Source organism: Tropicibacter alexandrii, from assembly GCF_003667315.2.
In the GTDB taxonomy this organism is placed as follows: Bacteria; Pseudomonadota; Alphaproteobacteria; order Rhodobacterales; family Rhodobacteraceae; genus Tropicibacter; species Tropicibacter alexandrii.
The window spans coordinates 1-23476 of the sequence record NZ_RCTZ02000007.1 but is presented as its reverse complement, the minus strand read 5'-3'; the positions used below and the strand labels follow the sequence as shown (position 1 = coordinate 23476).

General features: G+C 66.8%; 23 protein-coding genes. 7 read left to right on the top strand and 16 right to left on the bottom strand.

The window, feature by feature from the left end; all coding sequences use genetic code 11:
* Positions 1-13 precede the first annotated feature (13 nt).
* Positions 14-481: a c-type cytochrome gene (locus D8Z78_RS10630; protein ID WP_121633964.1), complete on the top strand. Its 468-nt coding sequence runs from the start codon at positions 14-16 to the stop codon at positions 479-481.
* 68 nt (positions 482-549) lie between these two features.
* On the opposite strand, the gene dxs is transcribed toward D8Z78_RS10630, so the two are convergent.
* From dxs to D8Z78_RS10565, 13 genes are all read right to left on the bottom strand, one after another.
* Complete coding sequence (gene dxs / locus D8Z78_RS10625) at positions 550-2466, bottom strand: 1-deoxy-D-xylulose-5-phosphate synthase (protein ID WP_121633965.1); 1917 nt, start codon at positions 2464-2466, stop codon at positions 550-552.
* A 93-nt stretch (positions 2467-2559) separates the two neighbouring features.
* Positions 2560-3642, bottom strand: coding sequence for a photosynthetic reaction center cytochrome PufC (gene pufC, locus D8Z78_RS10620; protein WP_121633967.1), 1083 nt, complete (start codon positions 3640-3642; stop codon positions 2560-2562).
* Positions 3643-3645: 3 nt separating this feature from the next.
* Positions 3646-4614, bottom strand: coding sequence for a photosynthetic reaction center subunit M (pufM, locus tag D8Z78_RS10615; RefSeq protein ID WP_206169671.1), 969 nt, complete (start codon positions 4612-4614; stop codon positions 3646-3648).
* Positions 4615-4616: 2 nt separating this feature from the next.
* Complete coding sequence (gene pufL, locus D8Z78_RS10610) at positions 4617-5471, bottom strand: photosynthetic reaction center subunit L (RefSeq protein ID WP_121633971.1); 855 nt, start codon at positions 5469-5471, stop codon at positions 4617-4619.
* A 122-nt stretch (positions 5472-5593) separates the two neighbouring features.
* The gene (gene pufA, locus D8Z78_RS10605) at positions 5594-5758 is read right to left on the bottom strand and encodes a light-harvesting antenna LH1, alpha subunit (protein WP_121633972.1); all 165 of its coding nucleotides are present in this window, start codon (positions 5756-5758) and stop codon (positions 5594-5596) included.
* Positions 5759-5771: 13 nt separating this feature from the next.
* Positions 5772-5921, bottom strand: a complete 150-nt coding sequence (pufB, locus tag D8Z78_RS10600) for a light-harvesting antenna LH1, beta subunit (RefSeq protein ID WP_020042494.1) — start codon at positions 5919-5921, stop codon at positions 5772-5774.
* A gap of 109 nt (positions 5922-6030) precedes the next feature.
* Positions 6031-6255, bottom strand: a complete 225-nt coding sequence (pufQ, locus tag D8Z78_RS10595) for a cytochrome PufQ (protein WP_121633974.1) — start codon at positions 6253-6255, stop codon at positions 6031-6033.
* A 23-nt stretch (positions 6256-6278) separates the two neighbouring features.
* Positions 6279-7724, bottom strand: a complete 1446-nt coding sequence (gene bchZ / locus D8Z78_RS10590) for a chlorophyllide a reductase subunit Z (protein WP_121633976.1) — start codon at positions 7722-7724, stop codon at positions 6279-6281.
* Complete coding sequence (gene bchY / locus D8Z78_RS10585; protein ID WP_121633978.1) at positions 7724-9292, bottom strand: chlorophyllide a reductase subunit Y; 1569 nt, start codon at positions 9290-9292, stop codon at positions 7724-7726. The genes bchZ and bchY overlap by 1 nt, the downstream gene beginning before the upstream one ends.
* A gap of 6 nt (positions 9293-9298) precedes the next feature.
* Positions 9299-10318: a chlorophyllide a reductase iron protein subunit X gene (locus tag D8Z78_RS10580; protein ID WP_121633979.1), complete on the bottom strand. Its 1020-nt coding sequence runs from the start codon at positions 10316-10318 to the stop codon at positions 9299-9301.
* Positions 10315-11253: a chlorophyll synthesis pathway protein BchC gene (gene bchC / locus D8Z78_RS10575; RefSeq protein WP_121633981.1), complete on the bottom strand. Its 939-nt coding sequence runs from the start codon at positions 11251-11253 to the stop codon at positions 10315-10317. The genes D8Z78_RS10580 and bchC overlap by 4 nt, the downstream gene beginning before the upstream one ends.
* Before the next feature lie 122 nt (positions 11254-11375).
* Entirely contained in the window at positions 11376-12488 is a 1113-nt protein-coding gene (locus tag D8Z78_RS10570) for a methyltransferase (RefSeq protein WP_121633983.1), read from the bottom strand.
* 14 nt (positions 12489-12502) lie between these two features.
* Positions 12503-13372 carry a polyprenyl synthetase family protein gene (locus tag D8Z78_RS10565; protein ID WP_121633985.1) on the bottom strand — a complete coding sequence of 290 codons (870 nt, stop codon included), beginning with the start codon at positions 13370-13372 and terminating at the stop codon, positions 12503-12505.
* A 96-nt stretch (positions 13373-13468) separates the two neighbouring features.
* Here D8Z78_RS10565 and crtD point away from each other — a divergent pair, with 96 nt between their 5' ends.
* Both crtD and crtC read left to right on the top strand, forming a co-directional pair.
* Complete coding sequence (crtD, locus tag D8Z78_RS10560) at positions 13469-15007, top strand: 1-hydroxycarotenoid 3,4-desaturase CrtD (RefSeq protein ID WP_121633987.1); 1539 nt, start codon at positions 13469-13471, stop codon at positions 15005-15007.
* The gene (gene crtC / locus D8Z78_RS10555; protein WP_121634002.1) at positions 15004-15867 is read left to right on the top strand and encodes a carotenoid 1,2-hydratase; all 864 of its coding nucleotides are present in this window, start codon (positions 15004-15006) and stop codon (positions 15865-15867) included. The genes crtD and crtC overlap by 4 nt, the downstream gene beginning before the upstream one ends.
* Here crtC and tspO read toward each other — a convergent pair.
* Genes tspO through D8Z78_RS10540 form a run of 3 tightly spaced genes read right to left on the bottom strand, consistent with a single transcriptional unit; the run spans position 15864 to position 18925 of the window.
* Positions 15864-16328 carry a tryptophan-rich sensory protein TspO gene (tspO, locus tag D8Z78_RS10550; protein ID WP_121633989.1) on the bottom strand — a complete coding sequence of 155 codons (465 nt, stop codon included), beginning with the start codon at positions 16326-16328 and terminating at the stop codon, positions 15864-15866. The genes crtC and tspO overlap by 4 nt on opposite strands.
* A 6-nt stretch (positions 16329-16334) precedes the next feature.
* Entirely contained in the window at positions 16335-17375 is a 1041-nt protein-coding gene (gene crtB / locus D8Z78_RS10545) for a 15-cis-phytoene synthase (protein ID WP_121633991.1), read from the bottom strand.
* Complete coding sequence (locus tag D8Z78_RS10540; protein ID WP_121633993.1) at positions 17372-18925, bottom strand: phytoene desaturase; 1554 nt, start codon at positions 18923-18925, stop codon at positions 17372-17374. Before D8Z78_RS10540 ends, crtB begins: the two co-directional genes overlap by 4 nt.
* 105 nt (positions 18926-19030) lie before the next feature.
* Between D8Z78_RS10540 and crtA the strand changes: the two genes are divergently transcribed.
* Genes crtA through bchO form a run of 4 tightly spaced genes read left to right on the top strand, consistent with a single transcriptional unit; the run spans position 19031 to position 23306 of the window.
* Positions 19031-19738 carry a spheroidene monooxygenase gene (gene crtA / locus D8Z78_RS10535; RefSeq protein WP_121634004.1) on the top strand — a complete coding sequence of 236 codons (708 nt, stop codon included), beginning with the start codon at positions 19031-19033 and terminating at the stop codon, positions 19736-19738.
* On the top strand, positions 19735-20739 hold the full coding sequence (gene bchI, locus D8Z78_RS10530; protein ID WP_121633995.1) for a magnesium chelatase ATPase subunit I: 1005 nt from the start codon (positions 19735-19737) through the stop codon (positions 20737-20739). Before crtA ends, bchI begins: the two co-directional genes overlap by 4 nt.
* On the top strand, positions 20736-22400 hold the full coding sequence (locus D8Z78_RS10525; RefSeq protein WP_121633997.1) for a magnesium chelatase subunit D: 1665 nt from the start codon (positions 20736-20738) through the stop codon (positions 22398-22400). The genes bchI and D8Z78_RS10525 overlap by 4 nt, the downstream gene beginning before the upstream one ends.
* A 3-nt stretch (positions 22401-22403) precedes the next feature.
* Positions 22404-23306: an alpha/beta fold hydrolase BchO gene (gene bchO, locus D8Z78_RS10520; protein WP_121633999.1), complete on the top strand. Its 903-nt coding sequence runs from the start codon at positions 22404-22406 to the stop codon at positions 23304-23306.
* Positions 23307-23476: the final 170 nt, after the last annotated feature.

Here is a 23476-nt window from a genome sequence, read left to right as displayed (position 1 = left end):
TGGGAGGATCAGAATGAAACTTCAGACATTGACTGCGACCCTTGCAGCCGCCTTGCTCAGCGCCGCGCCGCTTGTTGCGCAGGACGAAGGCCCCACCGGCGATGCCGAGGCTGGCGAGCGTGAATTCAACAAGTGCAAGGCCTGCCACATGATCGAAGGCCCCGACGACATCATACAGCGCGGTGGCAAGGTCGGACCGAACCTGTACGGCGTCGCGGGGCGTCAGGCGGGCAGCTACGAGGACTTCCGCTATTCCGACCTGATGGTTGCGGCGGGCGAAAAGGGGCTGATGTGGAACGAGGCGGATTTCGTGGCCTATGTCGCCGATCCGACCGCCTTTTTGCGCGAGTATACCGAGGAAAGCTCGGGTCGGGGCAAGATGACCTTCAAGCTGAACAACGAAGAGGCGGCCGCCGATGTCTGGGCCTATCTCGTCTCGGTCGGGCCGGCGATGGAAGACGGCGCCGAAGCGACCAACTGATCCGCTGATCCACACGTGAAAAGGCCCGGCAGGTTGTCCGCCTGCCGGGCCTTTTTCGTTGTATCAGTTCAGACGGCGAAGGGGACGACCCGCCCTTGGCGCTGACCCAGTGCCGCCTTGGCGGTGGCGGCGATATCGGCAGCGCTCATGCCCGCATCGGCATACATGTCCTCGGGGCTGGCCTGCTGGATGTAGCGGTCGGGCAGGCAGACGGTGCGGATCGCAAGCCCCCGGTCAAAGACGCCCTGCCCGGCAAGCAAATGCAGCACCGCCGCGCCAAATCCCCCGGCGCAGCCCTGTTCGACCGTTATCAGCGCCGCGTGGCCGCGCGCCAGCCGCAAGATCAGGTCACTGTCCAGCGGCTTGGCAAAGCGCGCATCCGCCAGCGTGACGCTGTGCCCCTCGGCCTCCAGCATCCGCGCGGCTGCCCGGCATTCCGCCATATGCGCGCCGAAGCACAGCAGCGCGATTTCCTCGCCCTCCTGGACGATACGGCCCTTGCCGATGTCCAGCACCTCGCCCCGTTCGGGCAGGTCCACCCCCGTCCCCGCCCCGCGCGGATAGCGAAAGGCGATGGGCCCGGCGTCATGCGCGGCGGCGGTGGCGACCATGTGGACCAGCTCGGCCTCGTCGCCGGCGGCCATGACCACCATGCCCGGAAGCGCGCCCAGATAGGCGATGTCGAAGGCCCCCGCATGGGTCGGCCCATCCGCGCCCACCAGCCCCGCCCGGTCGATGGCAAAGCGCACCGGCAGCCCTTGTAGGGCGACGTCATGCACCACCTGATCATAGCCGCGTTGCAGGAAGGTCGAGTAGATCGCGCAGAACGGCTTCAGCCCCGCCGCGGCCATCCCGGCGGCAAAGGTCACGCCGTGCTGTTCGGCAATGCCGACGTCAAAGACGCGGCTTGGAAACCGGTCGGCCATGATGTTGACCCCGGTCCCCGAGGGCATGGCGGCGGTGATCGCCACGATATCGGGATCGCGGGCGGCCTCGGCCGTCAGAGCCTTGCCAAAAACCGAGGTATAGCTGGGGGCGCTGGCGGCCTTTTTGGCCTGCGCGCCGGTGGGGACGTCGAATTTGGTCACGCCGTGGCCCCGGTCGGCGCTGGTTTCGGCGGGGGCATAGCCCTTGCCCTTGACCGTGCAGCAATGGATCAGGATCGGGCGCGTCGCCCGCGCCCGCGCCGCGCGCAGCACTGGCAACAGCTGCGTCAGGTCGTGCCCGTCGATCGGGCCGACATAGTCGAATCCCAGATGCTCGAAGACCGTGCCTTGGGGGGACATGCCCGTCACCAGTTGCCGCGCGCGCCGCGCGCCTTCGCGCATTGGGGGCGGCATCGTGGCCTCGAACCCCTCGGCCAGCGCCTGCATCCCGGCAAAGGGCTGACCGGCGTAGAGACCGCTCAGATAGCGCGACATGGCACCCACCGGGGGCGCGATGCTCATTTCATTGTCGTTGAGGATGACGAACAGCCGCCGCCCCTCGGCCCCGGCATTGTTCAGCGCCTCATAGGCCATGCCCGCACTGATGCTGCCATCGCCGATCACGGCGATGCTGTCACCCACCGGATGGCCCATGTCGCGCGCCACGGCAAAGCCGAGCGCGGCACTGATCGAGGTGGAGGAATGCGCAGCACCAAACGGGTCAAAGCGCGACTCCGAGCGTTTGGTAAAGCCAGACAGCCCGTCCTTTTGCCGCAAGGTGCGGATGCGGTCGCGCCGCCCGGTCAGGATCTTGTGGGGATAGCATTGGTGGCCCACATCCCAGATCAGCTTGTCATGCGGCGTGTTGAACACCGCGTGGATCGCCACGCTGAGTTCCACCACGCCAAGGCCGGAACCCAGATGCCCGCCGGTCTGCGACACGGCGTCGATGGTCTCGGCGCGCAGCTCATCGGCCAGACGGGCCAGATCCCGGTCGGTCATCTGGCGCAGGTCGGATGGGCCTGCGACCCGGTCGAGCAAAGGTGTATGGGTGTTCATCGCGCGCCTCCCTTCGGCGTCAGCGCCGACGGCTTTGGGGCGCGGTCGGCGCGTGTGGTCCCCCGGGCGAAGATACGCCCGGGGGTCATCGTGTCACTCGTATGCGACCTCGCCACTGGTCGCGAGTTCCGGCCAGTCGCCGATCACGTTGGTGCCTTGCAGGGGCTTTTGATAGCCCTTGTGGCAGGTCGCGCAGGCGGCCTTCGGGATATCGCCGGTCGGCCCAAGCCGTTCCGGCGGCAACAGCCCGTCGAGCGAGATCAGGTAGTCGTTGTTCAACTCCTGCACCATGGCGATCCCGAGCGAGGCGGTGCCCCATTGCGGTGTCACCTGCGCGCCGTCGTAGAAGGCCCGCGAGTTGTGGCAGAACGTGCAGTTCACGTTCAGCGAATTGGCGAAGTAGTTCATCAGCGAATAGGTGCGCTCGGCGTTCTGGATGGCGGGATAGCCATCCTGCCCCGGCACGCCCTCGGCGCGGCTTTCCAGATCGTGGACCGCGATGGTCTCATAATCCAAGAGATAGGCGCGCAAAGCGTCAGTTGGTAGCGACGTGTACGAGGTCAGCGGGGTCACGCGGTTCTGCACCGCCGACCAGCCCTCGGTCGCTTTCAAGGGCATGGCGTCGAACCAGACATTGCTGGGAACCGGTTGGCCTTGGTGGCAGGTGTAACAGGTCACACCGACCTCGCCATTGGCATTGACGTGGCCATCCCAGTTCTCGTTGAGGTTCCTTGTCATGCCGATCATGATATAGCCGACCGTGGTCTGGTAGCTGTCGGGATCCTCGAACAGGTTCGGGATGCCGGTCCAGGCCTGCATTGCCGTCAGCAGCCGGTCGTAATTGTCGACCGTCAGCCCCTCCAGCCCGGGGGGCACGTTTTCACGCGCATCACCGGCCAGTTCCTCGCCGCCGGTGGGGATCACCGGGGCCGAGGTCGTGGCCTGAAAGCCCGGCACGCCCAGCCCGAGACCATTGGCCTCGGAGGCGAACTTGGTGACCATCATGGCAGTGCCGCGCGGCCCGGTTTGCAGGCTTTCGGTCTTAAAGGGTTGCCCCAGCAAAACCAGCGCGATCCCGGCAAACACGGCCGTTCCGACGGCACCGACGAGGATGGCGGGACGCTCGACATCGGTCGGGTTGTCCCGGTTCCATTTGTTGAACCACTTGGGAAGCATGGCTTAGTCCCCCTGTCCGATATAGGCGTCATAGCCGTATGAGCCGTCATACATCGGCGCAAAGTTGTGCTCTTGCGCCCAGATGAACCAGTTGTCGACCACCGTGCCGGTCAGCAGGATGCCGATGCCGCCAGTGATCGGGGTCAGCACCGCAAACCACCACGCCCAGCGGTGGATACCCTCCATCGTGGCGTTGAAGCCCATGGTCCAGCGCCAGAACAGCGCCGCACGTTCGCTTGCGGTGCCGCGATCCACGATCTGTTCCAACTCGCGGTCGCCGCCGAAACGGGTCACGGCCAGGATCGTCGCGCCATGCATGGCGAACAGCAGGACCGAGCCATACAGAAAGACGATCGAGAGGCAGTGGAAGGGGTTGTAATAGAGGTTCCCGTAGCGGATCGAAAACGCCGTGGTCCAGTCGAGGTGCGGGAAGATGCCGTATGGCACGGCCTCGCTCCACGATCCCATCAGGATCGGGCGGAACAGCCCCAGCACGAGGAACAGCCAGATGGCAGAGGCAAAGGCCCAGGCGACGTGCTTGCCCATCTTGTGCTGCTCGGCCAGCATGTAGGTGCGTAGCCACCATGTGCAGACACTGACCAGCAGCAGGAAACTGGCGATGATGTACCAGCCGCCATCCTGCAAGGGCGGGATCTTCAGCCCGTATTCGGGGCTGGGCGGTTCCAGCGCCAGCCAGAAGCCCTGACGCAGGAATTCCGGGATCGACCAGTTGACCTGCGCCAGCATGTTGATGCCGATGATATTGAGACACAGGATGAAGGTCGCCGCCGAAACAAGCCCGGTCCAGCCCAGATAGATCGGGCCGATCTGCGCATTGCCGAACCAGCCGACCAGACGGCTGTAGAAGGGCGTGATGATGCGCTCGTCCATCATGTTGTTTTCGTTGTCCATGCCCCATTCGGGCGGGCCCTGGACCTGAACTTGCGTGAATATGTTCTGATAGCTCGGCATGATCACATCCCCCCCGCCGACGTCATGTGGGATTCGGGCCAGAAGGGAAGCTCCAGCCACCAGTTCCACCATTCCGGCCAGCCCTCGGTCCAGACCGGACCGGAGATGATGATGCAGACCGCCGAGAAGAAGACCGCGTTGATCGCCAGCAGAAAGCCCAGCCGGTGAATGCCCAGCGTGCCCACCGAATAGCCGATGAAGTCGCGAAAGAACGTGTCCTCGTGATCGGGCGATTTCATCTCTTCGCCCTTTTCAGGATTGGCCGCCGACAGGATCAACCCGCCATGCAGCGCCAGCGCAAAGGTGGTCGCAAAGAACAGCGAGACCGCCAGCATATGCGCCGGGTTGTAATGGAAATGCAGGTAGGCGTAGCCGGTGTTCGACACCCAGTCGAGATGGCTGAAGATGCCATAGGGAAAGCCATGCCCCCACGCGCCCATCAACAGCGGGCGAAAGATCGTCAGCGTCATGTAGGCCAGGATCGCGAAGGCGAAGGCAAACGGCACGTGATAGCCCATGCCCAGCTTGCGGCAAATCTCGACCTCGCGCAGCGCCCAACTGATGAAGGCACCGGTGGCGCACATCGTGATGATCTGCCACAGCCCGCCTTCCATCAGCGGGGCCATGCCCAGACCATAGCTCAGGTCAGGGGGCGCAATGTTGATGAGCCACGGGTTCCACGTGCCCTGATGGGCCGCGCCCCAAAAGATCAGGATCGTCCCGAGGACGGCAAAAAAGATCGTCGTGACGCCGAAGAAGCCCACGTAAAACGGCCCGACCCAAAAATCGAAGAGATCGCCTCCGATCAGAGTACCGCCGCGGACCCGGTATTTTCGTTCAAAACTGAGCATCGCCATGTGCTACCTCCCGCAAACAGGCGGCCGGATGCGAAGGGAAAGGCGATCCGTGCCGGAAATCGGTTGGTCGCGGGCGGCGCGAACCGCCCGCAACCGAGAGCTTAAGGATGAGCCGTCTGGGCTCACTCGCTCGCGGCACGCGACGCAGCAGCGTTTTCGAACCAGTTGACGCCATTGGACAAAACCACAAGGTGGATCATCACGGCCAAAAGGAACAGGAAAACGCCTTGTGCCACGAACACACGGCGGGGATCGAAAATCAGCCAGATTTTGTAGAATTTGGACATTGTCGATCCTTCCTCAGAACCACGGGGCCCAGATATAGGTCGCCAGGTGGGCGACCACTGCAACAGCCACGAACAGCCAGAGGCCGCTCATATAGACTGAATGCAGCTCTTGGGCCTGCTCGTCGGTGAGACCTGTGAATGACAGGTCGGTGTTATCAGCCATGAACTTTCCTCCGGAACGCTAATGCTGACGCCGCATTCCCTGCGGCCGGGTCCCCGGTAGACCGGGGCATCTGTCCGCCCATGGCTGGACGGGCAGTTCTTGTGCTCGGTCAGACCGAGAAGATCAGGGGCGTGATGTTGTCCGCTTCGGACCAGGCACGCGCCAAGGGCCCGCGCAGGTTCAGCGTGCGATGGCGCCCCACGTCGCGCAGCCAGCCGATCAGGGCAAAGGGCAGCGCGAACAGGAAGATCAGGGTGAAATAGACGTTGAATTCCGCCGTGCGCCGACGGCCGGAGCGCGCCCTTGGTGGCGGGTTCGATGCGAAGTCGGTCATGGTCCTCACTCCTTTGTCAGGTATCACGGCGCAAGCGCGCGCACGGTTTCGATCACGACGCGCTCGGCGCCGTCGCGCAGGGCGGCCTCCTCGGCCGCGTCGCGCAGGGATTTGGCAGCGGAAATCCGGGTCAGCACCGGATGCGAGGCGACGATGCGGTCCAGTTCGGCGGTGGCATCGGCATCCCACGGGAAGTCACGGCGCAGCGGGGTGGGCGTGGCGGCGGTCTTGTCCATCTCCGAGCCCAGCGGCAGGATGTGGAACAGCGCGTCGAACAGCCCGTTGCAGACCTCTTGCAGCAGATAGGTCGCGCCCGCATAGCCCATGAAGGGCGTACCCGTGGCCCGCCGGATCGCGGCACCCGGGAAGCTGGCGGGGATGAAGGCCGGGCTTGGCCCGTGCCCGCCCTTTTGCTCGGCGAGGTAGATTTTCTCGTTGATCGACCCCATCAAGATCAGCGGGCGGTGCTGCGCGATCATCGCGCGCACCTGGTTGTTGTCGGTCTTTGTCCCGGCCGTGCGCGCCACGGCAAAGCCGCAGGGCAGGCCCAGATCGCCCTCTAGGTAGTTGCGCACACCGCGCGCATAGGTTTCGTTCGCGACGATGCCGAAACTGGCGGTGGCAAAGAAATCCTGCGTGACCGAACGCCACAGATCCCAGACCGGCTTGATGGTCGAATGCTTTTCCCGCTCGATGAAGGGTTCGGGGTCAAGGCCCGTCAATTCACCCAAGGTCCGCAGGAATTTCGTCGTGCTGTCCAGCCCGATGGGCGCTTGCAAATAGGGTTTGTCGAGCACTTCCGCCAGCCCGCGCCCAAATTCGCGATACATGCAGATGTTGACATCGGCATTCACCAGATCGCGCATCTCGGCCAGATGCGCGCCCAGCGGCATGACCATGTTGATCTCGGCGCCGATGCCTTCGACCAAGCGGCGGATCTCGGCCAGATCGGACGGCATGTTGAAGGTGCCGTACATCGGTCCAAGGATATTGACGCGCGGAGCGGCGCCCTCGTCGCGCTTGCGCTCCTTGGGCATCCGGCCCTTGGTCATGCCGAATTCGGTGAACAGCCACGTCATCGCACGGTCGGCGGCCTGCCACTGGTCCTCGTCGATGGTGCGCGGCAAAAAGCGCTGGATATTGGTGCCTTGCGGGGTGACGCCGCCGCCGATCATCTCGGCGATGGAGCCTGTCACCACCACGGCAGGCAGCGCCGGGTCGAGCGTTTTCCACGCGCGGCTCATCGCCTCTTCGGTGCCCGTGCGGCCCAGTTCCTCTTCGCCCAGACCTGTGACCACGATGGGCAATTCATGCGGTGGCAGCGCGTCGGTGTAGTGCAATACGGAAGTCACCGGCAGGTTCTCGCAGCCCACGGGGCCGTCGATCACCACTTGCAAGCCTTTGACCGCGCAGAACGCATAGACAGCGCCCCAATAGCCCCCGGCCCGGTCATGATCCTGAATCAGCATCAGATCATCTCCTGTGCCTTGGCGGCGCGGGCGCGCTTTTCCAGTTTCTTCAGGTTCATGGCGCGGAAATCCGGACGCAGGTTCGGATCGCCTTCCCAGACGCCCGCCGTGTCCGCCACGCCGACCCCGTCGAAGAAACCGCGCATCCGCTTCATCCGGTCCTTGCCGTCGATGGCCGCCTTCACGACCTCGGCCAGCGACCCTGCCCCGGCGACGCCCATCAAGGGCCGGGCCGAGATCAGGTTGGTGAAATAGAGCGCGGGAATGGCCAACTCCTTGGCCTTCTGAACAACCGGAGTCGTCCCGATGGAGAGGTCAGGACGGATCGCCTCCATCGCCGCGCAATCGTCTTCCAGAGACGCCCGGAAGACGACCTTGGTGCCCTTGGCCTCCAGCCACGCGGCATCGGCGGCGGACCACGGGGTTTTCGGGCAGGCGGTGCCGACATAGGGAATGTCCGCGCCGCTTTCGATCAGCAGGCGCGCAACCAGCAACTCGCTGCCCTCATAGCCCGACAGGGTGATGGTGCCGTCGATCCGCGCGCCAGCCAGCGCGCCGGTAATGGCGGGCAAAGTCGCGTTCTGCGCCTGCGCCACCTTGTCGGCGGCGATGCCGAAGGCGTCACCGACAGCGGCCAACCAAGCGGCGGTGCCGTCGCGCCCCACGGGCGCACTGCCAAGGATCGGGCGGCCCGCCGCCTGAAACTCGCGGATCGCAGAGGTATAGAACGGATGGATCGCCGCCACTGCGCCACAGTCGAGCGCCGCATACAGCTCGCGCCATTCGCGGCAAGGCACGACAGGCCCGGCAGCCAGTCCCATGGGGGCCAACATCTGCCCGATCATCACCGGATCGGCGGGGAACATCTCGCCCAGAAGGGTGACGGTGGGCCGATCCGACACGCCGCCCACCGGCGCGGGGACCGGCCCCGCCGCGACCTCGGTCCGGGCATAGGCGAGCATGGCGCCCGCCAGCACATCCTTGGCCTCGGCATGGGTCGGGATGCCAAAGCCCGGCACGTCGATGCCGATGATGCGCACCCCGTTGATATCCTTGGGCAACAGCCGCAGCGGCACGCCCGAGGCGGTCGGCACGCACAGGTTCGTCACCACCACCGCATCATAGCGGTCGGGATCGGCCAGTTCGTGCACTGCGTCGCGGATGTCCTCGAACAGCTTGCCCGTGACCAGCGATTCCGAGTTGAACGGCACATAGCCGACGGACCGCCGCGCGCCGTAGAAATGGCTGACGAAGGACAGCCCGTAGACGCAACAGGCAGAGCCCGACAGCACCGTCGCCACCCGCTTCATCCGCAGCCCCACGCGCAAGGACCCAAAGGCGGGGCACATGCTTTGCGGTTTGTCATGCGGCCCTTGCGGGTAATCGCGGGCGTATTGGTCGAGCAATTCGGACTGGCCCGCCTGTTCGGCGGCCTTCTTCAACTCCGCCTTCGATGTGCAGGCGCCCACCGCGTCCCGGGCTTGACCCGGGACCTCTTGGTCCGTTTCGGCCACAGGCTCCGTGACCTCGACCTGACCTGCGTCGTCATATGTGATTTCGCCGCTCATGTCAGATCACGCCTCGTCATAGATCACCTCCAGCGACGCCTTCGGCGCGGCGTTCTTGCCTCGCATGTCGGCATCGGTGGCGGGTTCCAGAACGATCCCCTCGCCGGTCTCGGACCCATCAAAGAGCCCCAGCAATTCATCCTGCGTCAGCGGCGTCGGGCGCACCGGCGGTGCCTCAGACACGTTCACGCCCAGTTCGGCGAACAGCTGCCCCCAGACCGAGGCATCGGTGCCGACGATCTGGTAATTGGCGGATTTCTTGCGCAGGTCGTCATCCTGCGGGATCGAGGCGAGCACCGGGATACCGGCGGCCTTGGCAAAGGCCTGCGCCTCGCCCGAATCGTCGTCCTTGTTCACCACAAGGCCCGCGACCCCGACATTGCCGCCGAGCTTGCGGAAATACTCCACCGCCGAGCAGACATTATTGGCCACGTATAGCGATTGCAGATCGTTCGAGCCGACCAAGATCACCTTCTGCGCCATGTCCCGCGCGATGGGCAGGCCAAAGCCGCCGCAGACCACGTCGCCGAGGAAATCCAGCAGGACAAAGTCGAAATCCCAATCGTGGAAGCCCAGCTTTTCCAGAAGTTCAAACCCGTGGATGATGCCGCGCCCACCACAGCCGCGCCCGACCTCGGGGCCGCCCAGCTCCATGGCAAAGACGCCGCCCCGCTTGAAGCATACGTCGCCAATGGCGACCTGTTCCCCGGCCAGGGACTTGGCGGTCGAGGTCTCGATGATCGTCGGGCAGGCCTTGCCGCCGAACAGCAGGCTGGTGGTGTCGGATTTCGGGTCGCAGCCGATCAGCAGGACACGCTTGCCCTGCTCGGCCATCATGTGGGACAGGTTCGCGAGGGTGAAGGACTTGCCGATGCCACCCTTGCCGTAGATCGCGATGATCTGGGTCTTCTTGGTGGGTTCCGCCGTAGCGATATCAGCCAGATCCTCTTGCGCCTCGTCGCGCAGTCGGGTTTGAAAATCGGACAGATTGGGCACGTCGCCGCGCTTTTCCAGCTCGTCTTTCATGCTGCGTCCTTCCAGTTGAGAATTGTCTTGAGGCAGGCGGGGTCCTCGAAAGCCTGTCGATAGGCGCGCGGCGCGTCAGAGGCCTGCGCGTGATGTGTGATCAGTCCCGACAGCGACAGCGCGTCCGCATCCAGCAGCGCACGGATGGCCGTCAGATCCGACGGGGTCCATTCGGCGGCGACGCGCAGGCGTGCCTCGCGCATGAAAGCCGGGGCAAAGGCCAGCCGCAGGTCCTCGGCGTAGAAGCCCGCCAGAACCAGTTCGCCACCCTTGGCCAGCCGTGCGATCAGGTCGTTCATGACCGAGGCGTTGCCCGATGCATCGAAGATGCAGCGATAGTCGCGGCGCGGGTCGTCCTCGGGGGCGATGACATCATAACCCTTGGCCCCGCCACGCCGGGTCGGATCGGTTTCCCAGACGGTCGGCTGACCGCCCGCGGCGATGGTCAGCCGCGCCAGCAGCCGTCCCAGCACGCCGTGACCGACGATCAATTCGGGCAGGTCCGCATGAACACCGGCCAGCGCATGGCGCGCGGTTGCAGCCAGCGCCAGCAACGCGCCTTCGGGGCCCATGCCCGCATCGATGCGGCACACCCGGCTGGCATCGGTCACCAGACGCCGCGCGGCCCCGCCAAAGAGGCCGAACGCCCCTTCGAAACAGTTGGCACCGGGCACAAAGACCGTCTCGCCCGTGCGAAACCCGCTTTCCGGGCGCGCCTCGACCACGGTCCCTGCGGCCTCGTAGCCCGGGACAAGCGGGTAGCCCATGCCCGGAAAGGGCGGCATCTGACCCGTCCAGAACAGCTTTTCCGTGCCGGTCGAGATACCAGACCAGTCGATGTCGACGATGATCTGACCAGCGGTCGGGGTCTTGAGCGTGAGGCAATCCACATGCAGATCACGCGGACCCTCAAGGAAGACAGCAGTGGCTTGCATGATCGGCTCTCCTTCCTGCGACAGCAGCGGTGCGCTTCTTTTCGTCGCAGTCAGTGCATGTTGTCAGTTTAAATTTACACTACTAATTGTCAATCAATATTTACATTTTGGAAGGTTTTGCGTCAGGCCAGACGGACAGCTTCGACCACGCGGGTGATGTAGGGACGCAGTGGCCGAGGGGTCTGGATGCGACCGAATCCCGCCTCTTCGCAGAGCGCCGCAATACGGTCTGCCGAGCGCACGCGCCCGGTGCCCATCGCCATGGTATAAAAGGCGAAATACACGTCGCAGACGGGGTCGGCGTGGCTCCCGCCCGACATCGGTTCAGAGACGATCAGCCGCCCCCCGACCGGCAGCGCAGCAAGGGCCTTGGCCAACAGCGCGCGCACCGTGTCGTCGTCGTGGTCGTAGAGCACCCGGATCAGGCAGATCGCATCGGCATCGCCCGGCAAGGGGTCGGTCCGGAAATCGCCGGGATGCAGCGTGACGCGCGGCATCAGGTCCGACTCGGCAAACCGGCGGGTGGCGTCCGGCATCACGGCGGGCAGATCGACCAACGTCCCGGTCAGACCCGGGCTGGACCGCAACGCCGCGCTCAGAAAGACGCCCGACCCGCCGCCGATATCCATGAGCCGCGAGACCCCCCGCAATGAGATCATGCGCAGCGTGTCACGCGCCACCAGCACTTGGCTTTGCGCCATCAGATCGGAATAGGTCGCGGCCTCTGGCGCTTCGACTGGCGCGTCGGCGCCGAACACATAGGGCCAGAATCGCTGCAAATGCGTTTCGCCCTCGCCGCGCAGCAAGGCGACCGGATCGGCCATATCGGCATAAAGCGCACGGTTGTGCCGGATCATCGGCAGCAGCCCCGGCACGCCGAGGATCGCCGCACCCTTGCGGGTCAGCCCGAATTGCCCGCGCCGTGTGCGTCGCAACAGTCCCAGCGCCACGCCGGCCTGCAAAAGCTGCTGCATGCGATCCGGGGCAATGCCGCTGTTGAGGGCCAGCGCCTCGGCCGATCCGTCCCGATCGAGCAGGCGTTGAAGGATGTCCAGTTCGACCAGCGCCGCCAAGACCTGCGAGGCGACGAAGCCTTGCAGCAGCCCAAAGATTTCAGCGCCGTCGCGGCGCGCCATGCCGGTTGCAAGGGGGACGCGTTCCACGAAGGCCTGCATCGAGGGGCGCGCGATCAGGCGGGTCAGCCATCTCGGCGGTCCGGGCAGAGCGATCCGCATGTCCCCGCCCCCGGTCAGACCGAGTAGCGCGCAGGCACGTCCGGCATGATGGCCTGCGCCTGCGCCCGCACCGCCTTGGCCAGCATGGCCTCGCCCGGGCAGGACGGGATCGAGGCAATCGCCCCCGCCAGAATGTCGGACAGCCGCGCCACCGCGCCCTCGACACCCCATTCCGCCACGGCGTTGGGGCGGCCATTCAGGCCGTCCTGACCAGCGGGTTTGCCCAGCGTGTCGCTGTCCATCAACTCATCGCGCAGATCATCGGCGACCTGAAACGCCTCGCCGATCAGCGCACCCAGATCGTGCCATGCCTCCGGGTCGTGCCCGGCGGCGATGGCGCCCATCTCGGTCGCGGCGATGAACAGGGCGGCGGTCTTGGACCGGTGATAGGCGACAAGGTCGATCTGCGGCTCGCTTTCCCAGCCTTGCCCGGCGCAGATGCCGCGCGGCATACCGGTGCGCTGCGCCAGCGACAGGATCAACTCGGCGGCCCGCCCCCGATCCGTCGCCGCGCTGCGGCCCAGAACCTCGAAGGCGAGAATGATCAGGCTGTCGCCGGTCAGCACCGCAAGCGGCTGCGAATAGGCGACATGGACCGACGGCTTGCCGCGCCGAAGGTCGGCATCGTCGAAACAGGGCAGGTCGTCATGGACAAGGCTGGCGCAATGGATCAGCTCCAGCGCGGTGGCTGCCGCATCGGTGATCTCGGGGTGGTCGTCGCCGCAGGCCGACGCCACCGACATCAGGATGGTGGGCCGGATGCGCGCGCCACCGGGAAAAGTGGCGTAGCGCAGGGCGCTGGCCAGTTGAGCCGGGGCGGGCTGCGCCTGCGCGCCCTCCAGCGCCCGTGTCAATGCAGCGTCAATTCTGGGCGCGAATGTCATGAGGGGCCTCCGAAACCGGGCAAGTGTCATCCATGGCGGACAACTTTACTGTAAATTACACTGGACACTTAACGGGCGCGAGTCAACACTGGACCCATGACAGCGCCGCTTGGAGCCCCCGGATCGCAATCCCCCGTCGCCATCATCGGCGCCGGGATCGGCGGGCTGGTGGCGGCAACGCTGCTGGCCAGGGCAGGCCGAAGCGTCCGCGTGTTCGAGCGTCACGACGGACCGGGCGGCAAGATGCGCACCGTGCCATCCGCCGCCGGGCCAATCGATGCCGGGCCGACGGTCCTGACCATGCGCGGCGTCTTCGACGAGGTCTTTGCGGCTCTTGGTGCCCGGCTGGACGATCACGTCACCCTTGTCCGCCAGCCACTTCTGGCGCGGCATTTCTGGCCCGATGGCAGCACGCTCGACCTGTTCGACGAAAGCGATCGCAGCGCCGAGGCCATCCATGCCTTTGCAGGATCGCGCGCGGCGCGGCAATTCAGGGCGTTCGACAGACGCGCCCGCGCGCTTTTTGCAGGATTCGACGGACCGGTGATGCGCGCCCCGCGCCCGTCCCTGCCCCGCTTGATCCGGCAGATCGCCCTGTCTCCGCGCCTGCTGAGCGACATGGCCCCCGGCAAAACATTGGCCGACCTGCTGACCCGCAGTTTCGATGATCCGAGGCTGGCGCAGCTCTTTGGACGCTACGCCACCTATGTCGGCGGCGCGCCACACCTGTCGCCGGGGCTTTTGTCGCTGATCTGGCAGGCCGAGGCGCGCGGTGTCTGGGTCGTGCGCGGCGGGATGCACCGTTTGGCCCGCGCGCTGGAAGAGCTTGCCAAAGCCCATGGCGCGCGCTTCGACTACGGCACCCATGTCGAGGCGATCAGCGTGCGGGATGGCCGGGTCACGGGCCTCGTCCTGGACGGAGGAGAGCAGTTCCGCGCCGAAACGGTGCTGTTCAACGGCGACCCGAGGGCCTTGGCGACCGGCTTGTTGGGGCCAGCCGTAACGGCGGCCGCGCCCGGCACGGACCGCGTGGCGCGCAGCCTGTCCGCCGATGTCTGGACCTTTGCCGCTAAACCGCACGGGCCGGACCTGGCCCATCACAACGTCTTTTTCCGCGCTGAAGCCCAGCCCGAATTCGACGCCCTGATGCGGGGCGAGCGCCTACCGGACCCGACCCTGTATATCTGCGCAATGGATCGCGGGACGGGCCCTGCCCCCGCGCTCGAACGGTTCGAAATCATCGCCAATGCCCCGCCGCTGACCCTGACACCCAAGGAGACCTCCCCATGCCCGGACCGCTGCTTTCCGACACTGGCGCGCTTCGGCCTGCGCTTCGATCCGCAACCGGGGCCGGAAACGGTGACGACCCCGCAGGGGTTCGAGACGCTGTTTCCGGGATCGGCAGGCGCACTTTACGGGCAGAGTCCGCACGGGATGCTGGCGGCCTTCCGCCGCCCGACGGCCCTGACACCGATCAAGGGGCTGGTGCTGGCGGGGGGCGGGACGCATCCGGGCGCGGGGGTGCCGATGGCGGCGCTCTCCGGTCGGCACGCGGCAGAGGCGATCTTGCAGCGCCGCATTTCGACCTTGCCGTCCCGCCGGACGGCTACGCGTGGTGGTATATCGACGGCCTGAGCGCCGATGGCACCCGCGCGGTCAGCATCATCGCCTTCATCGGCTCGGTGTTTTCGCCGTGGTATGCGTGGTCGGGGCGGCGCGATCCGGAAAACCATGTCTGCATCAATGTCGCGACCTACGGGCCGGGCGGGCGCTTTGCCATGACCGACCGGGGGCGCGCCGCCCTGCGCCAAAGCGCCGAGCGGTTTACCGTCGGGCCATCCTCGCTGCACTGGCGGGGCGATCGGCTGGTGATCGACGTGGATGAACGCGGTGCTGCGCCGCGCTTTGGCCATATCCGGGGGCGGATCACGCTGACACCCCACGCGGTCACCTCGGTCGAGCTGCCCCTGACGCAGGATGGCGCGCATGTCTGGCGGCCCTTTGCGCCATCAGCTGATATCGATGTCGATCTGGATGCGCCCGGCTGGCGCTGGCAGGGACATGGCTATTTCGATGCGAATTTCGGCACCCGCGCGCTGGAGGCGGATTTCGCCAGTTGGAGCTGGGGGCGCTTTCCACACCGCCACGGCACCACCTGTTTCTACGACGCCACACGGCTGGACGGCAGCCGGATCGGCGCGGCGGTCCGGGTCGAGGGGTCGGAGGCCCGGATGATCGACCCGCCGCCCGTGGCCCGCTTGCCCCGCACGCTTTGGGCGCTGCGCCGTGAAACCCGCGCCGATGCGGGCCACAGCCCGCGTCAGGTCCTGCCGATGCTCGATGCGCCGTTCTACTGCCGCTCGGCGGTGGAAACCCGCATCGACGGAGAGATGACGACCGGCGTACACGAGGCGCTGGACCTGCGCCGCTTTCGCCAGCCTTGGATGAAGCCGATGCTGGCGGTACGGGTGCCGCGTCGCGCCGGTTGGCCCTAGCCTTCGGCCGCGTCGGGATTGAGGCGCAGCACCGACCAGTTCAGCGCGCCCGCGATGCTGACCCATAGCAGGTAGGGCAGGAACAACAGACCCGCCAGCGGGTCCAACGCCCCCAGCGCAGCCGCCGACGCCGCCACGGACAGCCACAGCCCCCCCAGCACCACCAGCCCCAGCCGCATCTTGCGCAAGCCGAAAAACACCGGCGTCCACAGACCGTTGAGCGCGATCTGCAAGGACCACAGCGCCATGGCAATGCCATTGCCGGGGATCATCGCCACCCGCGCGCCCGCAAAGGCCATGCAGATGTAAAGCGTGGTCCAGACCACCGGAAAAGCCCAGTTCGGCGGGGTAAACCAAGGCTTGCGCAGGTTTTGGTACCACGGTCCGGGCGGAAACAGGCCACCCGTGGCTCCGGCGGCGAAGCAGGCGGCGAGGAAGAGGGCGAAGCAGATCCAGAACATGTCAGGTCAACTAGCGCGCGCGGGCGCAGCAATCAACGCCGCGCGGCGGTCGATGTCGCGGGCCTTGAGCCGCGCCAGCATATCCAGCATCTGGTCGCTCCAATCGGTGGCCTCGGCGGGGCGGTCGGCGGCGGCGTCGACGAGGAAGGCGGTTTCCGACAAAGCGGGCGCGTGGATCAGGGCGGAGCGTGGCAAGACCGTGCTGGCCCCGGCCCGAAGCGTCGACAGCGCCAGCCAGCCCAGCTTGCGCCCCTTGCCGGTGCGGGCGCGGGTGCTGATCGGGTCAAAACCGTTGCGCCGCACCGCCCCGCCGATCCCGGCATAGACATGGCGGGCGGCATAGATGCCCGGCCGACAGGGGAGCGGCAGCGCGGCGATGCCGGTTTCGGCGCGGGCATAAAGATGCCCCGCCTCGCGCAGCAGCCGCCGGACCAGCCCGGCCAAGGCAGGGGACATCTGCGGATCGGCCAGAAACGCCTTGGGGCACAAACCGGCCTCATCCATCCAGTCGGCGGGCAGGTACAGCCGCCCCTCGCGCGCATCCTCGCCCACGTCGCGGGCGATGTTCGTCAACTGCATCGCCACGCCCAGATCGCAGGCCCGCGCCAGCGCGTCGCGGTCGCGCACCCCCATCAGCACACACATCATCGCCCCCACGGCCGAGGCCACGCGGGCGGAATAGGCATGCAAGTCCGACAGCGTCTGAGGCCTGCGCCCCAGCGCATCCCATGCCAGACCTTCCAACAGCGCCTCCGGCAGGGCGCGCGGCATGTCGAAACTCTCGATCAGCGCGGCAAAGGCGCGGTCGGCGGGCGCATCCAAAGGCGTACCCGCATAGGCAAGGTCCAGCCGTTGCGACAGGCGCAACACGGCGTCCTCCTTGGCGTCCTGCAGATCGACCGCGTCATCGGCCAGACGGCAGAACGCATACAGCACCAGCGCCGGGTCGCGGACCCGTTGCGGCAACAGCCGCGAGGCCGCATGGAAGGACAGCGAGCCATGGCGGATCGCCTCGGCGCAGTGGCGCATATCGGCTTCGGCGATCATGGCGCGCACACCGGGACGGCGTCGGGGATCAGCTTGCCCAGCACCTCGGCGCTGGAAATCACGCCGGGCAGACCCGCGCCGGGATGGGTGCCCGCACCGACCAGATACAGGCCCTTGGCCTCTTCGCTGACGTTGTGGGGCCGGAAATAGGCGCTTTGCAGGATGCGCGGCTCGATGGAAAAGCCCGTGCCATAGGGGCTGAGATAGCGGTCGCGGAAGGTTTCGGGGGTAAAGACCATCTGCTCGGTCAGGTGCTGGCCAAGGCCCGGCAACAGCTCGCGTTCCAGGACGGCCTGCACCTTTTGCCGGTAGGGTTCCGCCATGGCTTGCCAATCGACCGGGTTGTCATGGCCCAGATGCGGCACCGGGCTGAGCGCGTAGAACGTATCGTCGCCCTCGGGGGCGACAGCCGGATCGGTGACCGAGGGGCGGTGGACATACAGGCTCATATCGTCGGCCAAGCGCCCGTTGACGAAGATATCGTCGATCAGCCCCTTGTAGCGCGGGCCGTTGAGGATCGTGTGATGCCCCACATCGCGCCACATGTCGCGGGTGCCGCGCGTGCCGAAATGCCAGACGAAGATGCCCATGGACCAGCGCGACCGCTTTAGCCGCGGCCCGGTCCAGCGCCGTTTGTGCGCATTGCGCAGAAGGTGGTCATAGGTATGCCCCGCATCGGCATTGGACACGACCACATCGGCGGATACCTCCTGACCGGAGACCAGCCGCACGCCGCGCGCGCGGCCACTGCGCAGGAGTACCTCATCGACCTCGGCGCCTTGCACCACGTGGCCGCCCTGCCCCTCGATGACCTGCCGCATCGCCTGTGCAATCGCGTCGACCCCGCCCATGGCGTAATGCACGCCGAACGCCTTTTCGAGATGGCTGACCAGCGCGTAGATCGAGGTCACGCGGAACGGATCGCCGCCGATGAACAGCGGGTGAAAAGACAGCGCCATGCGCAAACGCGGATCGCGCACGCGCCGTGCCGCATGGGCATGAATGGACCGATCCGCCCGGAACATGGCGAAGGTCGGCAGGACCTTGATCAGGTCCCACAGCCGATGCATCGGACGCCGCCCGAGGTTTTCAAAGCCAAAGCCGTAGCGCGCCTCGCTGTCCTTCAGGAACTGCTCATACCCCGCGACATCGCCCGGCGACAGCTGCGCCACCTTTTGGCGCATCGTCTCCGTATCGCCGTTGACCTGCAGCCGCGTGCCATCGGGCCAGCGCAGCTCGTAGAACGGGTCGAGCGCGCGCAGATCGACATCGCTGTCAAAGTCGCGCCCGCAGGCGGCCCAGAGCTCGCGGAAGGCTTGTGGCACGGTGACGATGGTCGGGCCAAGGTCGAAGCGGTGCCCGCCCTGCTCGATACTGGCGCCGCGCCCGCCGGGCCGGTCGAGCCGGTCCAGCACCGTGACGCGATAGCCCTTCGCCCCAAGCCGCATCGCCGAAGCCAGCCCACCCAGACCGGCACCGATGACCACCGCGTGCGGCACATTCGCCGGAACGGCGGCGGCCCATTGCTCGGGATCGAAATGTGTCAACATGATTGCAGGCTACATGTGTCCATAAAACTTTACAACACATCTGTAACCCTGTTTGATGAAGTCAAGACCCGCGCCTGTCCCGCCCTGCGGGGAAAGGAACCTGCCATTCAGACCGTCTCTCTCAGCTTTTATCGCTTTCCAAGGGTGCGCGACCGGATTTGGGCCTTTGCCATGATGGGGCTGGCCCGACCCGCCATCGCGCGCCTCGACGGGATCGGGTTCTGGAAGCTCTGCGGGGCCGGCACCGGCGAAGGGTTCACACCGGTGCCCGACACGGCGGTCTATGCCATCCTCGCGGTCTGGGACAGCGCCGCGCGTGCGCGCCAACAGACGCAGAGCGCCGCGATCTACCGACGCTACCAACGCCGCGCCAGCGAAAGCTGGACCGTCTACCTGACACCAACCTCGGCGCGCGGCGCGTGGTCGGGGCAAAGCCCGTTTCGCCCGGATGCCGCGTCTGACAGCGGCCCGATCGCCGCGCTGACCCGCGCCACCTTGCGCCCGCGCACGATGCTGCGCTTCTGGCGGCGCGTGCCCCGGATCAGCGCCGTGATCGGCGACAACCGCGACGTCGCCTTCAAGATCGGCATCGGCGAGGTGCCCTGGCTGCATCAGGTCACCTTTTCCATCTGGCCCGACGCCGGAACCATGGCCGAGTTCGCCCGCCGGGACGGGCCGCATGCGCAGGCCATCCGCGCCGTGCGCGAAGGCAACTGGTTCCGCGAAGAGCTTTATGCAAGGTTCAACGTGCAAGGCGCCGAAGGCACTTGGCAGGGCCGCCCTCCACTGGCCCGGATCGGAGAACAGACATGACCGCCCCCTTCCCCTTTTCCGCCATCGTCGGCCAGCACGAGATGAAGCTGGCGATGATTCTGACGGCCATCGATCCGGGAATCGGCGGCGTGCTGGTGTTTGGCGACCGGGGCACCGGCAAATCCACCGCCGTGCGGGCTCTGGCCGCGCTCTTGCCGCCGATCACCGTGGTCGAGGGCTGCCCGGTCAACGCCGCCACGCCGGAGGACTGCCCGGACTGGGCGCACGTCCAATCGCGCAGCCTTGTCAGCCGCCCGACCCCTGTCGTCGACCTGCCCTTGGGCGTGACAGAGGACCGCGTGACCGGCGCGCTGGACATCGAACGCGCGCTCAGCCTTGGCGAAAAGCATTTCGAACCCGGCCTGCTGGCCCGCGCCAATCGCGGCTATCTTTATATCGACGAGGTCAACCTGCTGGAGGATCACATCGTCGACCTGCTGCTGGACGTGGCGCAATCCGGCGTCAACGCGGTCGAGCGCGAGGGCCTGTCGATCCGCCATGCCGCACGTTTCGTGCTTGTCGGCTCGGGCAACCCCGAAGAGGGCGAATTGCGCCCGCAATTGCTGGATCGCTTTGGTCTGTCGGTCGAGGTCCGCTCGCCCACCGAGATCGCCGAGCGGGTCGAGGTGGTGCGCCGCCGCGATGCCTATGATACTGACCGCGCGGCCTTTCTGGCCAAATGGCAGGACGAGGACGCCACGATCCGCGCCGCGATCCTTGCCGCGCGCGACGCCTTGCCCAAGGTCGTGGCAGACGATGACATGCTGGAACTTTGCGCGCGGCTCAGCCTGACGCTGGGCACAGACGGGCTGCGGGGCGAGCTGACCTTGCTGCGCGCGGCCCGCGCGCTGGCCGCCTATGAGGGCGCGACCGCCGTCAGCGCCGATCACCTGCGCCGCGTCGCGCCGATGGCGCTGAGCCACCGTCTGCGCCGTGACCCGCTGGACGAGGCAGGATCGGGCGCGCGGGTCGCCCGCGCCGTGGACGAGGTGCTGGCGTGACAACCGCTTGGGCCAGCGCCTTGCGCGCGCTGAGCGCCGTGGCGGTGGACCCTGCGGGGCTTGGCGGCCTGACGCTGCGCGCCCGGGCCGGACCTGTGCGGCAAAGGTTCGAGGATGCCTGCGGTACGGTCCTGACCGCGCCGCTGCACCGGCTGCACCCGTCCGACCCGGATGAGAGGTTGTTCGGCGGACTGGATGCCGCTGGGTCGCTGGCCGCTCGCCGCGTGATCCGCACCAAAGGTCTGGCGGCGCAGCCCGCGACGCTGGTGCTCAGCATGGCCGAACGGGCAAGCGCGGGCTATGCCGCGCGGCTTGCGCGGCTGCTGGACGATGGGCGCGGACATGCCCTGATCCTGCTGGACGAAGGCGCAGAGCCGGACGAACAGCCCCCCGCCAGCCTGCGCGACCGTCTGGCCTTTGCCGTCGATCTGGGCGACGTGTCGTGGCGCGAGGCCGTCATCGACCTGCCGCCGTCCCAGACCCTTGCCCGCGCGCGCGCCACGTTGCCGCGCATCGTCATCGCCGACGACCACCGCGCCGCTCTGACCACCGCCGCCGCGCGGCTGGGGATCGACAGCCTGCGCGCGCCGATTCTGGCTTTGCGGGCGGCACGCGCGCTGGCGGTGCTGGACGGTCAGCCGGATATCACCCCCGCCCATCTGAACGAGGCCGCCGCGCTGGTCCTTGGACCCCGCGCGACCTGCCTGCCGGACGACGCGCAACCCGACCCGCCGCCCCAGACCGACGCGCCCGAGCCGGGCGAGAGCCCGGAGACCACGCCTTCGGACATGCCACCCGACGACATGATCATCGCCGCCGTCGCCGCCGCGCTGCCCGATGGCCTGCTGGAGCGTCTGACCCTGTCAAAGACCTCTGCCAGCAGCGGCAGCGGGGCCGGTGCGCAGCGCAAGGGCAACCGACGCGGGCGGTCCCTGCCCTCGCGCCCCGGTCGGCTGGACGGGCGTAGCCGGATCGACCTGATCGCGACGCTGCGCGCTGCCGCGCCGTTCCAGACCCTGCGCCGCAAGGCCCGCCCCGACAGCGCCGCCAAGGTCATTGTCACAGCACAGGACATCCGCCTGCGCCGCTTCGAGGACCGCTCCGACCGGCTGCTGATCTTTGCCGTCGATGCCTCCGGGTCCGCCGCGCTGGCGCGGATGGCCGAGGCCAAGGGCGCGGTCGAACTGTTCCTTGCCCGCGCCTATGCCAAGCGCGACCATGTTGCGCTGATCGCCTTTCGTGGCACATCCGCCGAAGTCCTGCTCAGCCCGACCCGGTCGCTGGTGCAGGCCAAGCGGCAGCTGGCCGCCCTGCCCGGTGGCGGCGGCACACCGCTGGCCTCCGGGCTTGAGGCGGCGCTGAAACTGGCGGACACGGCGCGGCACCATGGCCTGTCTCCGGCGCTGATCCTGCTGACCGACGGTCGCGGCAACGTTGCCCTGAATGGGCAACCGGGCCGGGCCGAGGCGCGCGCGGACGCTGAAACGCTGGCCACCGTGCTGGCGCGCGAGCAGATGCCCGGCGTGGTCATCGATACCGCGAACCGCCCGGCCGAGGATGGCCGCGCGCTGGCCGGATGGTTGAACGCACGCTATCTGGCCCTGCCGCGCGCGGACGCCCGGGCTCTGTGCCAGAGCGCCGAAGCGGCGCTTGGGACGTAGACCTTGGACTGGGCGCGCGATCTGAAAGACTGGCCCAACAGCCACCTGTCACGCCGCATCGACTGCGCGCGGCACCGGTGGCACGTCCAGGAGACAGGACAGGGACCGACCTTGCTTTTACTGCATGGTGCCGGGGCTTCGACCCATACTTGGCGCGCCGTGCTGCCCATCCTTGCCGAACACCATCACGTCGTAGCGCTGGACCTGCCCGGTCAGGGCTTTTCCCAGTCCGGCGCGCGCAACCGCCTGAGCCTGCGCGGGATGACCGAAGACATCGCGACCCTGTGCGATCAGGCCGGGTGGCACCCGACCGCGATCATCGGCCACTCTGCCGGGGCCTGCCTTGCGTTGACCCTGTGCCGGATCCTGACCACGCCACGGCAAACGCCGCCTGCGGTGATCGGTCTGAACGCCGCCCTCGGCCATTTCGAAGGCGTCGCGGGCTGGCTGTTTCCCCTGCTGGCCAAGGTCATGGCCCTGAACCCCTTGACAGCGCTGGCTTTCAGCGCCGGACCCGATCCCCTGCGCCGGGCCGAGCGGCTTCTGAAAGGCACCGGGTCCACCCTCGATCCCGAAGGCTTGCAGCTGTATGCACGGCTGATTTCGGATCGGCGCCATGTGGATGGCACGTTACAGATGATGGCCAACTGGGACATTGATCCGCTGCTGCGCGACTTGCCCCGGATCGACGCACGCTGTCTGTTGCTGGCGGCAAGCGGCGACCGCGCGGTGCCGCCCGATGTCTCGGAACGAGCCGCGCTTCGCCTGCCGCAAGCCACGCTTCGATGCGTCGAAGGCCTCGGCCACCTGATGCACGAAGAAGCCCCGGATCGGATCACCGGGCACATCCTCGACTGGCTGGCCGAAGTCGCGGACAAAGAGGGCGGGACGGTGGAGCCGGGTTAGCTAATGCGCACGTTCGGAGAAGAACCCGAGGTGTCTGGAGATTTTCTGGTTTTTTGTTTTGCGAACGACAAAAAGGCCGCTGCCCTGTTGGGTGCGGCCTGTTCTCTGTAAGTGGTTGCGGGAGTAGGATTTGAACCTACGACCTTCAGGTTATGAGCCTGACGAGCTAC

Bases quoted from the DNA above. Each gene is read 5' to 3' on its own strand.
- bchZ (WP_121633976.1), bottom strand. From the start codon at position 7,724: ATGCTGATTCAGGATCATGACCGGGCCGGGGGCTATTGGGGCGCTGTC.
- bchI (WP_121633995.1), top strand. From the start codon at position 19,735: ATGACCGCCCCCTTCCCCTTTTCCGCCATCGTCGGCCAGCACGAGATG.
- crtB (WP_121633991.1), bottom strand. From the start codon at position 17,375: ATGATCGCCGAAGCCGATATGCGCCACTGCGCCGAGGCGATCCGCCAT.
- pufL (WP_121633971.1), bottom strand. From the start codon at position 5,471: ATGGCGATGCTCAGTTTTGAACGAAAATACCGGGTCCGCGGCGGTACT.
- tspO (WP_121633989.1), bottom strand. From the start codon at position 16,328: ATGTTCTGGATCTGCTTCGCCCTCTTCCTCGCCGCCTGCTTCGCCGCC.
- pufQ (WP_121633974.1), bottom strand. From the start codon at position 6,255: ATGACCGACTTCGCATCGAACCCGCCACCAAGGGCGCGCTCCGGCCGT.
- bchC (WP_121633981.1), bottom strand. From the start codon at position 11,253: ATGCAAGCCACTGCTGTCTTCCTTGAGGGTCCGCGTGATCTGCATGTG.
- D8Z78_RS10540 (WP_121633993.1), bottom strand. From the start codon at position 18,925: ATGTTGACACATTTCGATCCCGAGCAATGGGCCGCCGCCGTTCCGGCG.
- D8Z78_RS10630 (WP_121633964.1), top strand. From the start codon at position 14: ATGAAACTTCAGACATTGACTGCGACCCTTGCAGCCGCCTTGCTCAGC.
- pufA (WP_121633972.1), bottom strand. From the start codon at position 5,758: ATGTCCAAATTCTACAAAATCTGGCTGATTTTCGATCCCCGCCGTGTG.
- D8Z78_RS10565 (WP_121633985.1), bottom strand. From the start codon at position 13,372: ATGACATTCGCGCCCAGAATTGACGCTGCATTGACACGGGCGCTGGAG.
- pufC (WP_121633967.1), bottom strand. From the start codon at position 3,642: ATGCTTCCCAAGTGGTTCAACAAATGGAACCGGGACAACCCGACCGAT.
- bchY (WP_121633978.1), bottom strand. From the start codon at position 9,292: ATGAGCGGCGAAATCACATATGACGACGCAGGTCAGGTCGAGGTCACG.
- D8Z78_RS10580 (WP_121633979.1), bottom strand. From the start codon at position 10,318: ATGAAAGACGAGCTGGAAAAGCGCGGCGACGTGCCCAATCTGTCCGAT.
- dxs (WP_121633965.1), bottom strand. From the start codon at position 2,466: ATGAACACCCATACACCTTTGCTCGACCGGGTCGCAGGCCCATCCGAC.
- crtD (WP_121633987.1), top strand. From the start codon at position 13,469: ATGACAGCGCCGCTTGGAGCCCCCGGATCGCAATCCCCCGTCGCCATC.
- pufB (WP_020042494.1), bottom strand. From the start codon at position 5,921: ATGGCTGATAACACCGACCTGTCATTCACAGGTCTCACCGACGAGCAG.
- pufM (WP_206169671.1), bottom strand. From the start codon at position 4,614: ATGCCGAGCTATCAGAACATATTCACGCAAGTTCAGGTCCAGGGCCCG.
- D8Z78_RS10570 (WP_121633983.1), bottom strand. From the start codon at position 12,488: ATGCGGATCGCTCTGCCCGGACCGCCGAGATGGCTGACCCGCCTGATC.